This is a genomic window from Actinomadura latina NBRC 106108 (genome assembly GCF_001552195.1).
In the GTDB taxonomy this organism is placed as follows: domain Bacteria; phylum Actinomycetota; class Actinomycetes; order Streptosporangiales; family Streptosporangiaceae; genus Spirillospora; species Spirillospora latina.
Genome location: NZ_BCQS01000007.1, coordinates 134077 through 147039 on the forward strand (window position 1 = coordinate 134077; position 12963 = coordinate 147039).

At 72.9% G+C, this 12963-nt stretch carries 11 protein-coding genes and 1 pseudogene; 9 read left to right on the plus strand and 3 right to left on the minus strand.

The window, feature by feature from the left end:
- Positions 1–8: 8 nt before the first annotated feature.
- Both AL2_RS12705 and AL2_RS12710 read left to right on the plus strand, forming a co-directional pair.
- Positions 9–803 carry an SOS response-associated peptidase gene (locus AL2_RS12705; protein ID WP_067633373.1) on the plus strand — a complete coding sequence of 265 codons (795 nt, stop codon included), beginning with the start codon at positions 9–11 and terminating at the stop codon, positions 801–803.
- Positions 804–828: 25 nt separating this feature from the next.
- On the plus strand, positions 829–1170 hold the full coding sequence (locus AL2_RS12710) for a TraR/DksA family transcriptional regulator (RefSeq protein WP_245666591.1): 342 nt from the start codon (positions 829–831) through the stop codon (positions 1168–1170).
- Positions 1171–1204: 34 nt separating this feature from the next.
- Here AL2_RS12710 and AL2_RS12715 read toward each other — a convergent pair whose 3' ends face one another.
- Positions 1205–2041, minus strand: a complete 837-nt coding sequence (locus tag AL2_RS12715) for a class I SAM-dependent methyltransferase (protein ID WP_067633375.1) — start codon at positions 2039–2041, stop codon at positions 1205–1207.
- A 318-nt stretch (positions 2042–2359) separates the two neighbouring features.
- On the opposite strand from AL2_RS12715, the gene AL2_RS12720 reads away from it, so the two are divergent.
- From AL2_RS12720 to AL2_RS39150, 5 genes are all read left to right on the plus strand, one after another.
- Entirely contained in the window at positions 2360–2965 is a 606-nt protein-coding gene (locus tag AL2_RS12720; protein WP_067633376.1) for a sigma-70 family RNA polymerase sigma factor, read from the plus strand.
- Positions 2962–3258, plus strand: a complete 297-nt coding sequence (gene rsrA / locus AL2_RS12725) for a mycothiol system anti-sigma-R factor (RefSeq protein ID WP_067633378.1) — start codon at positions 2962–2964, stop codon at positions 3256–3258. Before AL2_RS12720 ends, rsrA begins: the two co-directional genes overlap by 4 nt.
- Before the next feature lie 81 nt (positions 3259–3339).
- Complete coding sequence (locus AL2_RS12730; protein WP_067633380.1) at positions 3340–4266, plus strand: NAD-dependent epimerase/dehydratase family protein; 927 nt, start codon at positions 3340–3342, stop codon at positions 4264–4266.
- 636 nt (positions 4267–4902) lie between these two features.
- Entirely contained in the window at positions 4903–6255 is a 1353-nt protein-coding gene (locus AL2_RS12735) for an HD-GYP domain-containing protein (RefSeq protein ID WP_067633382.1), read from the plus strand.
- Positions 6252–7583: an HD-GYP domain-containing protein gene (locus AL2_RS39150; protein WP_067633384.1), complete on the plus strand. Its 1332-nt coding sequence runs from the start codon at positions 6252–6254 to the stop codon at positions 7581–7583. The genes AL2_RS12735 and AL2_RS39150 overlap by 4 nt, the downstream gene beginning before the upstream one ends.
- Positions 7584–7594: 11 nt before the next feature.
- Here AL2_RS39150 and AL2_RS36245 read toward each other — a convergent pair.
- Positions 7595–9421 (minus strand): annotated as a pseudogene (locus AL2_RS36245) (bifunctional copper resistance protein CopD/cytochrome c oxidase assembly protein); the annotation flags it as partial.
- A 53-nt stretch (positions 9422–9474) separates the two neighbouring features.
- Here AL2_RS36245 and AL2_RS12745 point away from each other — a divergent pair.
- Positions 9475–10476 (plus strand): SPFH domain-containing protein, encoded by a 1002-nt coding sequence (locus tag AL2_RS12745; protein ID WP_067633386.1) that lies wholly within the window; start codon positions 9475–9477, stop codon positions 10474–10476.
- Here the strand turns inward: AL2_RS12745 and AL2_RS12750 are convergent.
- Positions 10445–11629, minus strand: a complete 1185-nt coding sequence (locus AL2_RS12750) for a cytochrome P450 family protein (RefSeq protein WP_067633388.1) — start codon at positions 11627–11629, stop codon at positions 10445–10447. The two genes, AL2_RS12745 and AL2_RS12750, sit on opposite strands and share 32 nt — an antisense overlap.
- A gap of 110 nt (positions 11630–11739) precedes the next feature.
- Between AL2_RS12750 and AL2_RS12755 the strand changes: the two genes are divergently transcribed.
- A complete protein-coding gene (locus AL2_RS12755) occupies positions 11740–12939 on the plus strand; it encodes an RNA-guided endonuclease InsQ/TnpB family protein (protein WP_083946458.1) in 1200 nt (399 codons plus the stop codon).
- Positions 12940–12963 lie beyond the last annotated feature (24 nt).

Below are 12963 nucleotides of genomic sequence, written 5' to 3' on the forward strand. Positions count from 1 at the left end.
TGGGACGCATGTGCGGACGCTATGCCACCACCCGCGCGCGTCAGGAGCTTCTGGACGAGTTCCAGGTGCAGGTCGACGCCGTCGACGGGGACCTCCAGCCCGACTACAACGTCGCCCCGACGAAGCAGGTCCCGGTCGTCCTCGACCGGCGCCCGAAGGACGCGCCGGAGGAGGAGCCCGCGGTGCGCCAGCTGCGGACGGTGCGCTGGGGCCTCGTCCCGTCCTGGGCGAAGGACCTGTCCATCGGGTCCCGAATGATCAACGCGCGGTTCGAGACCGTGCACGAGAAGCCCTCGTACCGGCGGGCGTTCGCGCGCCGCCGCTGCCTGCTGCCGGCCGACGGCTATTTCGAGTGGTACGCGCTGCAGAACGACGGTGACTCGCCGGACCCCGCGGACGGTGAGAAGAAGGCGAAGAAGAAGCCGCAGAAACAGCCCTACTTCATCCGCCCGAACGACGGCGCCGTCATGGCGATGGCGGGGCTCTACGAACTGTGGAAGTCGCCCGAGGACGAGTGGGTGTGGACGTGCACCGTCATCACCACCGACGCGCCGGACGACCTCGGCCGCATCCACGACCGGATGCCGATGATCGTCGAGCCGGACCGCTGGGACGCCTGGCTCGATCCGGAGCTGACCGGCATTGACCGGGTGCGGGGGCTCCTGGTGCCCGCCATGGCCGGGACAATGGACGCCTACCCCGTGTCGAAGGCGGTCAACAGCGTGCGAAACAACGGGCCCGAACTCATAGAACCGATGATTTCTGGGGATAGTCCGGGTAACCCGTCCGACAGTTTGTTCTGACGGCCGCCGCCTCGGGGGGAGGGGAGTGCGCACGATCGTGGACAGCGCCGCCGCCCGTTCCCGCCTTGAGGTCATGCTCGCGGATTTGGATCGTTCCATCGCCATTCTCCGCGGCGAGACCCCCGAGTACGACAATTCCGCCGCGGACGCCGGCGCCGGCCTCACCGCCCACGACCGCGTAGAGGCCGCTCTCGCGTCCCTGGAACGCCATCGCGGCGGGGTGGCCGCCGCGCTGGAGCGGCTCGCCGCCGGCGCCTACGGCCGGTGCGCCGACTGCGGCGAGGCGGTCCCCGAGGGCCGCCTGGAGGCCCGTCCCGACGCCGCCCGCTGCATCACCTGCCAGGCGAAGCACGACCGGCGGCGCTAACGGGGGGCCGCCGTACCAGCGAGTTCGGCCGGTACTAGCGGGCTCTGCGGGCGCTGGCGAGCAGGTGCACACCGAGGGACTCGTCCTCCTGCGGGGCGTTCAGCTCGGTGCGGACCAGGCGGGGGAGGGCGCGCGGCGACTCGGCCAGCACGTGCTCGACCGTCGAGGGGGACAGCGCGGTGCGGGGCCTGATCCACTCGACGTCGAGGCCCGCGTCGGCGAGCAGCTCGCGGAGCTGGTGGGACGAGAACGAGCGCGTGATGGTCCCGTCCGGCCAGGGCACGAGGACGACCTCGGCGCTCGGCACGTCCGACAGGTGCGCCCAGTAGTTCCGCTCGGCGAGCAGCGCCATCCCGAGGGTGAGGGAGTCGACGCAGAGCAGCACGCGGCCGCCGGGGCGCAGCACGCGGGCGATCTCGGCGATGGTGGCCTCGGTGGCGAGGTGCCGCGACAGCACCCGGTTCTCCGCGATGACGGCGTCCACCGAGGCGTCCACCAGGTAGGAGAGCGTGCCGGAGTCGCCGACCAGCGGGATCGTGCCCGGAGCGGAACGGCCCGGCCCGGGGTCGGCCCCGGGGCGGGGTTCGGCGCGGGGTTCGGCGCGGGGCGCGCGGCCGGGCCGGTCGAGGTCGCGCACCTCCAGTACCGCGTGGCCGGCGCCGGCGGCCTGGTCGGCGCTGCGCCCGTGCCCGCCGGAGATGTCCAGCACCCGCGACGGCCGGCGCGGCAGCCAGCCGGCCAGCTGGGCGTCCGCCACCGCCCGGTAGAAGGTCCAGTAGCGCGCCAGGGACTCCCCGGCCGCGGCTCCGGAGCCGTCACGCAGGCTGGCGATGCTGGTCTCGGAAGGTCGCGCCGAAGGCACGGAGTGCACCGATTGCTCCTGTTCTCGCCGTGTATGTCACATCTTTCCCCGTCCGGGGCCGCTCACCACCCTGAGTGACCCGGTCGGCGGGGGCACTCCGGGGAATCGGCTGGGCCGTTCCGGTGTTGCACCGTCTCACAGCGAGTAACACGGAGGTGCAGGCCGATGACCACAGCCGTCGCCGATCAGCAGCGGGGAGGCGGCACGGCGGCCCCCCGCGGCGACGGGCGGCCCCCCGTACGCGTCGGCAGGCCGCGAGGACCGATATCGTCTGGGGGGTACGACGCCGCCGGCCCAGTCGGGGCCAAGGGCGCCACAGTCGAGGGGGTGGGTCAGGTACCGGGCACCACGGAGACCGTGGAGCAGCGCCAGGAGCGGTTCCAGCGCGACGTGCTCCCGTTCTTGGACCAGCTGTACTCGGCCGCGCTGCGCATGACGCGCAACCCGGCCGACGCCGAGGACCTCGTCCAGGAGACCTTCGCCAAGGCCTTCGCGTCCTTCCACCAGTTCAAGGAGGGGACGAATCTCAAGGCGTGGCTCTACCGAATCCTGACCAACACGTTCATCAACTCCTACCGCAAGAAGCAGCGCCAGCCGCAGCAGGCCGCCACCGAGGACATCGAGGACTGGCAGATCCACCGCGCCGAGTCGCACACCTCCAGCGGGCTGAAGTCCGCCGAGGCCGAGGCGCTGGAGCACCTGCCCGACAGCGATGTGAAGCGGGCGCTGCAGGACCTGCCGGAGGAGTTCCGCATCGCCGTCTACCTCGCCGACGTCGAGGGCTTCGCCTACAAGGAGATCGCCGAGATCATGGGCACGCCCATCGGTACGGTGATGTCCCGCCTGCACCGCGGCCGGCGCCAGCTCCGCGGCATGCTGGAGGACTACGCTGAGGACCGCGGGCTCACCCGTGCGGGCAGGGGGTCATCATGAGCTGCGGCAACCACCACGAGACGCCCTGCGACGAGGTACTGGCGCGGGTCTACACCTATCTCGACGGTGAGCTCGACCAGGGCGGCTGCGGCGAGGTCCGGCAGCACCTCGACGAGTGCGGGCCGTGCCTGCGGGAGTACGGGCTCGAAGAGGCCGTCAAGAAGATCGTGAACAAGTCCTGCGGGTGCGAGCAGGCTCCGACCGACCTGCGCGCCAAGGTGCTCGGCCGGATCGAGGAGATCTGCGGCGAGATCAAGGCGTCCGGCGGCGCGGAGAAGACCGAGAGCGCCTGACCGGAGCGCCCGACAGGAGCGCCCGGCCGCGGCGTCGCTCCGGACCGCCTTGCCGGCCGCCGCTTCGGTATCGTGCTGCGGGTGCTCGCACTCGTCACCGGCGCGGCCGGATTCATCGGATCCCATCTCGTCGACCGGCTCCTCGCGGACGGCCACGAGGTCATCGGCGTGGACGACATGACCTCCGGCGCGAACGTCCGTCCCGGCGTGGAGCTGTGGGAGATGGACGTCGCCGACCCGGCGCTGGTGGAGAAGGCCGCGGCGCGCCGCCCCGAGGTCGTCTGCCATCTGGCCGCGCAGGTCAGCGTTCGCGTCAGCGTGTCCGACCCGCTGGCGGACGCCCGCACGAACGTGCTGGGCACCGCCAACGTGCTGGAGGCGGCGCGCGCGGCCGGCGGGCGCAAGGTCGTGTTCACCTCCAGCTGCGCGGTGTACGGGGTGCCGGACGCGCTGCCCGTCCCGGCCGGCGCCGAACTGCGGCCCGCGTCGCCGTACGCGGCCTCGAAGGTCTCCGGCGAGGTCTACGCGGGGATGTACCGGCGGCTGCACGGCATCGACTACACGACGCTGACGCTGGCGAACGTCTACGGGCCGCGGCAGACGCCCGAGGGCGAGGCCGGCGTCGTCTCGATCTTCACGGACGCGCTGCTGTCCGGCCGTCCGACGAAGGTCTACGGCGACGGCACGCAGACCCGCGACTACGTGTACGTCCTGGACGTGGTGGACGCGTTCGCCCGCGCGGCGGGGGACGCGGGCGGCGGGCTCCGCTTCAACGTGGGCACCGGCCTGCAGACGGCCGACCGGGACCTGCACACGCTGGTCGCCGAGGCGGCGGGCGCGCCGGACGACCCGGAGTTCGCGCCGCCCCGGCTGGGCGACCTGCCTGCGATGGCCGTCGACCCGGCGGCGACGCGGGAGGTGCTCGGCTGGGAGCCGGCGGTGGGCCTCGCCGAGGGGCTCGCCGAGACCGTCGCCTGGGCCCGCGAGCGCGGCCCCGTGCGCGGCTGAGCGCGGCACGCGCGGCGGGTGAGATCACCCCGCGACTGAATTCGGCTGCATACCCCAAAACACGGGGTTGTCGCATTGTGGCCATTTCCTTGGGGTGAGTCTTTTTGATCCGAGAGGTACGGTAGGTCGTACCGCAGGGCGGGTGGGAGAGGAAAAGGGCCGGGGTTGCCCGGTGCATTCGCCGATGCACGTGCATTCTATTGTGCAATCACGTCGTGCGCTTACGTTGCGTGCATTCACCGCCGCAATTGATCACCTATGGTGACGACCGCTTCACGCTTTGCTCAGTTTTTCCCTCAAGCGTGTGTGACCTGGGCAGTTCGCGTTAGGCTTATGCCGAAATCAGCGACGGGAGCACGTGCGCGCCGGTGTAATTCGGGGTACGTGCTCGCCCGGGAAGCCGGGCCCGCGCCCGGCCCCGGACGGAGGCCGGCCGCGAGGCCTGGACGGCCCGGTTCGGCGGGGGGAGGCAAGGAGCCATGCTCAAGCGTGTGTCGCCGGCAGGACACGGCGGGCGCCCGAGCGCCGCGGCGTCGTCGCTGATGCTGACCAAGGGCGTGTCCTGGGTCTAGGTGCCGGAAGGCGCACAGCACCCCGGCGGCGGCCCGCCATCTCGTCACTCCCCGAGGGGCGGCAATGCGTGGACTACCTCTCGCTGCCTGGGCGTACGTCTGCGGTGTGGTGGCCCTCGCGGCCGGCCTCGTCGCGACGTCGTCCTTCGCGGAGCTGGACTGGAGCAAGCTGGCCGTGCTGGCCCTGCTGTTCCTCGTCTGCGACTCGGCGCCCGCGCGGCTGAACATCACCCGCGCCCGGGTGTCGCTCAGCTTCGCCGCGAGCCTGGCCTCGGTGGTGCTGCTCGGCCCGGTCGGCGCCGCGCTGCTCGGCCTGGTCGCCGTCGTCACCGGCCAGCGGATCTTCGCGCCGGTCAAGCGGATCTTCAACGGCGCGCAGTTCGCGCTCAGCGGGTTCATCGCCGGGACGGTCTTCGACGTGCTCGGCGGCGCCCGCTTCCACCCCGAGCAGGCCCGCTGGGTGGAGAACGTCATCGGCCCCTTCCTCGGCGCGCTCGTCACCTTCGTCCTCGTCAACCTGGCGCTGACGGCCGGGGTCCTGCTGCTCAGCCGGCAGGCCGCGCCGCGCGAACTGCTGCACGAGAGCGGCCAGCTCGCCGTCGGCTGCCTCGGCTACGGCATGGTCGGGCTGCTGATCGCCGGGCTGTGGCCGCGGGTCGGGCCGTTCGCCGCCGTCCTCGTCCTGCTCCCGCTGTTCATCGCCCGGTGGGCGATGGACCAGGCCTACGCCCAGCAGCAGGCGCACGCCGCGACCCTCGCCGCGCTGTGCCAGGCGGTCGAGACCAAGGACTTCTACACCCGCGGGCACTCCGAGCGGGTCTCCCGCGGGTCGGTGATGATCGCGCAGGAGATCGGGATGCGCGCCGACCGGGTGGAGGCGATCCGCTACGCCGGGATGCTGCACGACGTCGGCAAGCTCGGCGTCCCCACCAAGGTGCTGCAGAAGAACGGGCCGATGACCGAGGAGGAGTTCGCCGCGATCCAGTTGCACCCGATGCGCGGGCTGGAGATCGTCCGGGAGATCGGGTTCCTGGACGAGGCGCTCGCCGGGATCATGCACCACCACGAGAAGATGAACGGCCGCGGCTACCCGATGGGCCTCGCCGGCGACGAGATCCCCGAGTTCGCCCGGGTCATCTCCGTCGCGGACGCGTTCGACTCGATGACCTCGACGCGCTCCTACCGCGCCGCCCGCAGCATCGGGGAGGCCGTGGCCGAGCTGCGCCGCGGGATGGGCGACCACTTCGACCCGGAGATGGTCGAGGCGTTCCTGCGGGCCCTCGACCGGGACGGCTGGGAGCCGCCCGCCCCCGTCGTCCTGCCGGACGACGACGTCGTCGAGACCACCCGGCAGGACCACGACGACCCGAGCGCGCCGCTGCGGGTCACCGGCGGCGACGAGGTGCGGCGCCAGTGACGACCGGTCATCTGCCCGCCCGCGAGCGGGCCGCGTGGCAGACCATCGACTCCGGCCAGCTGCTGCTGATCGCGACCGCCGGGCTGTTCGCCGTCGTCGCGATCACGCAGGTCGCGGCCGTCGGCCTGCACCAGCCCAACGTCGCGATCATCTTCGGCGTGCTGATCGCGCTGGGCGAGCTGTTCCGCATGGTGATGCCGGGCAACCGGGAGGTCGCGCCGATCGCCAGCGCGGGCGCGATGGGGTACGCGCTGCTGGTCGGCGTCGGCCCGGAGGGCGCCGCGCCGGACGCGTGGCTCGGCGTCGTCCCGGCGGAGCACTCCGCGCTGCAGGTCGTCGCGGTCGCGGCGGTCGGCATGCTGGTCGGCTCGCTGCCGCACATCGCGGTGGGCCGGACGCCGCGCCCGGACGCGATGGCGCGCCGGCTGTTCAACGTCGCGGTCATCGCGCTGTGCTTCCGGCCGATGCTCGACCTCGCCCCCGCCTGGTACCTGCTGCTGGCCGTGATGGGCGTCGTCGTGGTCGCGTCCTGCTTCACCGACGTGCTGATCGCCGCGATGATCCGGGCGGAGACCGTCCGGGCCCGGTTCGGCATCGCGCTGCGCGACGAGATCGAGGCGAAGATGGCGCTGTGCGCCGCGACCAGCGCGACCGCCATGCTGATCGCGGTCGCGACGACCGCGATGGGCGAGGCCGCGCTGCTGATCTTCACGGTGCCGATCCTGGTGACGCAGTTCGCGTTCCGGCGGTACGCGGGCATCCGCGCCACCTACCTGGAGACCATCCGCGCGCTGTCGCGGGTCACCGAGGTCGGCGGCTACGTGGAGGCCGGCCACTCGCGGCGGGTGGCGCGGCTCGCCGTCGCGATGGGGCGCGAGCTCGGCATGGCCGAGGAGGAGCTGCTCGAACTGGAGTACGCGGCGCTGATGCACGACATCGGGCAGCTGTCGCTCGGCGACCCGATCCCGGGCGGCGCGACCGTGCTGGCGTCCCCGGCCGAGCAGCGCCGCATCGCCGAGCTGGGCGCCGAGGTGATCAAGCAGACCGGGGTGCTGGACCGGGTGGCGCACATCGTGCAGCTGTCCTCGCACCCGTACCGGGCGGGCCGTGAGCCCGTCGGCGACTCGGGCGAGCGGCCGGTCCCGCCGCCGCTCGCGGGCCGCATCATCAAGGTCGCGAACGCCTACGACGACCTGGTGGGCGACTCCGCCGACCGGGACAGGGGCGCCGCCGTGCTGGAGCGGCTCCGGCTCGACTCGGCCGCCGAGTACGACCCGACGGTCGTGGAGGCGCTCAGCCGGGTCCTGGACCGGCGGCCGCGGCCGTAGACCGCGTGCGCCGCCGCGACGGCGGCCGTGATCGCCGCCGCGGCCGTCCACAGCAGGAGCGCGCCGAGGCGCTGGTCGTCCAGCGGTGCGGCGCCCCAGCGGCGGCCGAGGGTCTCGTACCAGTCGCCGAGGACGGTCCCGTCCCGCATGAGCAGCACCCCGGCGGCCGCGTGCAGGGGCAGGACGGCCAGCGGGACGAGCGTCCCGGCCGTCCCATGGAAGTAGGCGAGCCCGATGACGAGGAAGGCGACCAGGGTGAGCGAGTGGAGGGCGTGGTTGCTGAGCGACGGTGGGAACAGCGGCGATACGTACCACGCGTAGAGGCTGAGCAGCAGCAGCGCTGACGCGACGACCGGGCGGCTCAGCACCCGCAGGCCGCGGCTGCCGGCGGCAGCGGCGAGCAGCGCCCGGCCTTCGCCGCGCATCGCCTTGAGCGCCAGCTTCACCGGCGCCCCGTACAGCAGCAGCAACGGTGCGACGACCCCGACGAGCACGTGCTGGATGGCGTGGGCGCTGAACAGGACCATGCTGTAGCGGGAGATGCCGCTCGCGGTGGCGAGCAGCAGGACGAGCAGCCCGGCCGTCCAGGCGGCGGTCCGCTTCCGCGGCCAGTCCCGGACGCGCACGGCGCCCGCCCCGTACAGGACGGCCCCGGCGGCGATCAGCACGAAGAACAGCGGATCGATCCACCAGTCCAGCAGGTACGGCCCGGTCCCGGCCGGGCCCGGCAGCGGGAAGCCGAGCCGCAGCGCGGTGATGTCGAGGGTGCCGGGGGCGTTCTCGGGCGGCGGCGTCCGGGACAGCCCGGCGGCGAGGGCCATCGTCGCCGTCATCACGAGGACCTCGGCGGTGCCGAGTCGCAGGAAGGGCCGGAGGGAGGCGCGCGGGCCCGTCCCGTCCCGCAGCGCGGGGATCGTGGTGCGGCGGTGCCACCAGCCGAACGCGCCGAGGGCGGCGAGCGCCAGGCCCTTCGCCACGACCAGCATCCCGTACCGCGACCCGAGGTGGACGCCGCCGAGGCGCACCCAGGCGTTCACCGCGCCGCTGACCCCGACGACCGTGAACGCCGCGAGCGCGAGGCCGCTGTACCGTTCCACGATCCGGGGGAGGTCCTGCTGGACGTCCGGTGCGACGGTGACCAGGGCGACGAGCCCGCCGATCCACAGCGCGACGCCCAGCACGTGGGCGGCGAGGCTGTAGACGGCGAGCGCGTGGTTCGAGGCGCTCGCGGCGTGCCCGGTGAACAGCGGCGGCAGCAGGCCGGCGAGCGCGCCCGCGAGGAGGTATCCGGCGCCGCCCGCCGCGCGGGGCAGGCTCGCCGCGACCGCCAGGGCGACCGCGCCGGCGAGGACGAGCAGCAGCGCGCGCCCCTGCGGCAGATCGATGAGGAGCGTCCGCATCATGTCGCCGGTGACGTCCGCGAGCCCGATCCCGAACAGGTCGAGGACGGTGCACACGATCAGCGCCAGCGTGCACAGCGCCCACGCCAGCGCGGTCAGCGACGCGGCGCGCAGGCAGCGGCGGCCGAGCGCGGACGTCGCCGGCACGAACACGGCCGCGACGAGCAGCCAGCCGGCGGTGAGGACCGCCGCGACGTCGCCGCCGAGCTTCGCGACCGACAGGCCGATCTTGGTCAGCGCGCCCGCCTGCGACAGGCCGGGGGTCGCGGTCTCGCTGAACGCGCCGCCGAGCCGCATGACGAGCGCGAGGCCGACCAGGGCGATCGCCGCGGCCCCGATGACGAGCATCGCCCGGTCGGTCCGGGCCGAAGGCCGATCCGGGTTCGCCCCATGTGTCGTCACGGCCGGAGATACGCGTACAACCGGCGGAAAGTTCATTACTGTTTCGGCCAAGCCGCAGTCCGGCCGGAGTCTGCGGGGAGCTGCAGGGCGTGCTCGTCCAGGGCTACGTGCAGTGGATCATCCAGGACTTCGGGACCGCCTACCGCAAGCTCGACTTCGGGGACGCCGACGACCCGATGCGGCTGGTGAACCTCCAGCTCCGCGAGCAGGCCGAGGCCGCGATCAAGGACAAGGTCTCGACGATGGGCGTGCGGGATGTCCTCAGCGACAAGCAGCCCATCATCGAGGAGCTGACGGCCCGGCTGCGGGCGGTGGCGGAGGGCGAGGACAACAGCGACCAGGGGCTCGGGCTGCGGATCGTCACCGTGCAGATCAAGGAGGCCGTGGTCAGCTCGTCCAAGCTCTGGGAGAACCTGCAGAAGCCCTACCGGGCCCGGCAGGGGCAGGTCGCGCGGCTGGCTGAACTGGAGGCCGAGGAGGTCGTCGGGCAGCGCGAGATGGCGGCCGCGCGGACCAAGGAGTCGCAGCGGCTGGACCACGAGCGGGAGCTGGCCGAGCTGCGCGCCGCCAACGAGTCGCGGCTGTTCGAGGCCGAGGCGGCCGAGAGGCTGCGCCGCACCCGGCGCGAGCACGATGACGCCCGCGAGGTCGCCGAGCTGGAGACCGAGACGACGCGGCACGCGCTCCGGATGGAGCGGGAGCGCCATGCCGAGGAGGCCGAGACGGGACGGCTGCGCATCGAGCGCGACCAGGAGCTGGCCCGGCTCCGCGCCGAGGGCGAGCTGGCCCTCGCCGACTCCCGCGCTCGGTCCCGGCACGAGCAGGCCCTGCTGGACCTGGAGCGGGAGGCGGCACGGGCCGCGATCGAGAACGACCGGACGCCGGCCGCCGTCCAGGCGCGGCTCATCGCCTCGCTGCCGGAGATCGTCGCCAAGCTCCCCAAGCCGGACGAGCTGCGCACCGTGACCGTCAACGGGGCCGACCAGACCAGTGTGGCCGGCGTGATCACCCAGCTGACGGCCGTGATCGGCGCGCTGCGCGCCGCGGCGGACGGTGCCGTCAGGGACGGCTCTCCGCCGGCGGGAAGGTGACGGGGAGGGCGACCAGGGCGCGGTGGAACGGCCCCGGCCGCCACTCCAGCGCGTCCCTCGGGACGGCCAGGTCCAGGTCGGGGAGCCGGTCGAGGAGCACCTCGATGGCGGCGGACGCGATCAGCCGCGAGTGGCTCTTGGCCGGGCAGGTGTGCGGCCCGCCGGTGTAGGACAGGTGCGCGCGGTTCCCCTTCCGGTCGGCCGCCGCCCGGGACGGGTCGGTGTTCGCGGCGGCGTAGCTGATCAGGACGGGCTGGTGGGCGGGCAGCGTGTGCCCGTGGAAGTCGATGTCCTGACGGGGGAACGTCGTCCCGTAGTTGGCCATCGGCGGGTCGGTCCAGAGGATCTCGTCCAGGGCGTCCTCGACGGGCATGCTGCCGCCGGCCAGGTCGCCGCCGAACCGGTCGTCCGACAGCAGCAGCAGGATGCCGTTGGCGATGAGGTTCTGCTCCGGCTCGGTGCCGGCGCCGACGAGCAGCGTGAGCTGGTGCGCCATCTCGAAGTCGTCGAGTCCGGCGGGGTGGCGCATCATCCACGACGTCACGTCCGCGCCCGGCTTCCGGCGCTTGTGCGCGACGAGCTCGCCGGTGGCCTCGCCGAGCAGCGCGTTGCCCTCCTCGGCGCCCTCGGCGTCGAAGATCGCGCTCATGCCGCGGACGAGCTTGTCGCCGATGTCGCGGGGGCAGCCGAACATCTCGTTGAACACCAGCAGCGGCAGCGTCCGCGCGTACTGGCCGATGAGGTCGGCCTTGCCGTCGGCGGCGAACCGGTCGATGAGGGTGTCCGCGCTGTTCTGGACGTGCTCGCGCAGCGACACCGGGTCGACGCGGTCCATGCTGTCGACGATCACCGAGCGGAGCCGCGCGTGGACGGAGCCGTTGGTGAACAGCGCGTTCGGCCGCGCCATCATCATCGGCAGCACCGGGCAGCTAGGGCCGACCTCCGCCTCCCACACCTCGCTGCAGCGCGGGAACGTGTCCGGGTCGCGCAGGATCTCCAGTGCCGCCTCGTAGCCGATGACCAGCGTCGCCGGGACGCCGGGGGCCAGTTCGACGGGGGCGAGGTCGCCGTGGGCGCGCATCCGGGCGTAGGCCGCGGCCGGGTCCTGCGCGTACTCGGGGCCGTACAGGGGGATGCGCTGCGGTTCGGTCATCGGATACCCGCAGCGTGGAAACCCCGTCCTTCAGGGCGGGAATGAAACGCGGGACGGTGCGGCACGGTGACCCTCCGGGTTTTGTCGGTGGCGGTCGGTAGGTTGCGGGCGTGTCCCGGTACCGGCTGTGCCCGACCCCTGCCCAGGAGGCGGGGCTGCTGGAGCACTGCTCGCATGCCCGGTTTGTGTGGAATTTGGCGGTGGAGCAGCATGCGTGGTGGACGCCGCGGCGGGGTCCGGCGCCGGGGTATGTCGCGCAGGCCCGGCAGCTGACCGAGGCCCGTGCCGCGTTCGGGTGGCTGGCGGCAGGTTCGCAGACGGTGCAGCAGCAGGCGCTCAGAGACTTCGCGCAGGCGATGGCGAACTTCTTTGCGGGTACGCACCGGCGTCCGACGTGGCGTAAGGCCGGGCTGCATGAGGGGTTCCGGATCGTGGGGGCGCGTGGACGGCAATGGGATGTGCGGCGTCTGTCGCGCCGCACGGGTGAGGTGCGGGTTCCGAAGGTGGGGTGGGTGCGGTTCCGCTGGTCGCGGCCCGTCCCGCCGGGGGTGAGGTCGTTCCGGGTGGTCCGTGACCGGGCCGGGCGGTGGCATGTCGCGTTTGCGCACGTGCCCGCCCCGGTTCCTGCGCCCGGTAACGGTGTGGCGGTCGGTGTGGACCGGGGCGTGGCCGTCAGCGCGGCGCTGTCCACTGGCGAAATCTCCAGCGTGCCGGGGTTGAGGCCGGGTGAGGCCGAGCGGTTGCGGCGGTTGCTGCGGCGTCTGGGCCGCGCGGAGCGGGGGTCCAACCGTCGTGACCGCGTGAAGGCCGCCATCGCCCGCCTGAGAGCCCGCCAGGCCGACCGCCGCAAGGACTGGGTGGAGAAGACCAGCACGGAACTGGCGCGCCGGTTCGATGTGATCGCCGTCGAGGACCTGAACGTGCGGGGCATGACCCGGTCGGCGCGCGGCACCCTGGAGGCCCCCGGCACGGGCGTGCGGGCCAAGACCGGACTCAACCGCGGCATCCTGGCCAACGGGTGGGGACAGCTCGTCAACCGCCTGGAACACAAAGCGCCCGGAAGTCTGGTCCGGGTCGACCCGGCGTACACCTCGCAGACCTGCAACTCCTGTGGGCACCGCGCCCCGGACAACCGTGAGAGCCAAGCGGTGTTCCGGTGCGTGGCCTGCGGGCGGCAGGGCAACGCCGATGTGAACGCCGCGCGCAACATCCGAGACACCGCCGTGGGGCGCACGGTGGCCGCGCGGGGAGGCGGGGCGTTGGCCCGGCCGGTGAACCGCGAACCTCAACCCGCTCTCCTCTCTGTCTAGTGGACGGGTTGGAATCGCCTGCCT

What these genes read in the sequence shown, in the direction of transcription:
- AL2_RS12705 (WP_067633373.1), top strand. Translation starts at nt 9, where the DNA reads ATGTGCGGACGCTATGCCACCACCCGCGCGCGTCAGGAGCTTCTGGAC.
- rsrA (WP_067633378.1), top strand. Translation starts at nt 2,962, where the DNA reads ATGAGCTGCGGCAACCACCACGAGACGCCCTGCGACGAGGTACTGGCG.
- AL2_RS12735 (WP_067633382.1), top strand. Translation starts at nt 4,903, where the DNA reads ATGCGTGGACTACCTCTCGCTGCCTGGGCGTACGTCTGCGGTGTGGTG.
- AL2_RS12750 (WP_067633388.1), bottom strand. Translation starts at nt 11,629, where the DNA reads ATGACCGAACCGCAGCGCATCCCCCTGTACGGCCCCGAGTACGCGCAG.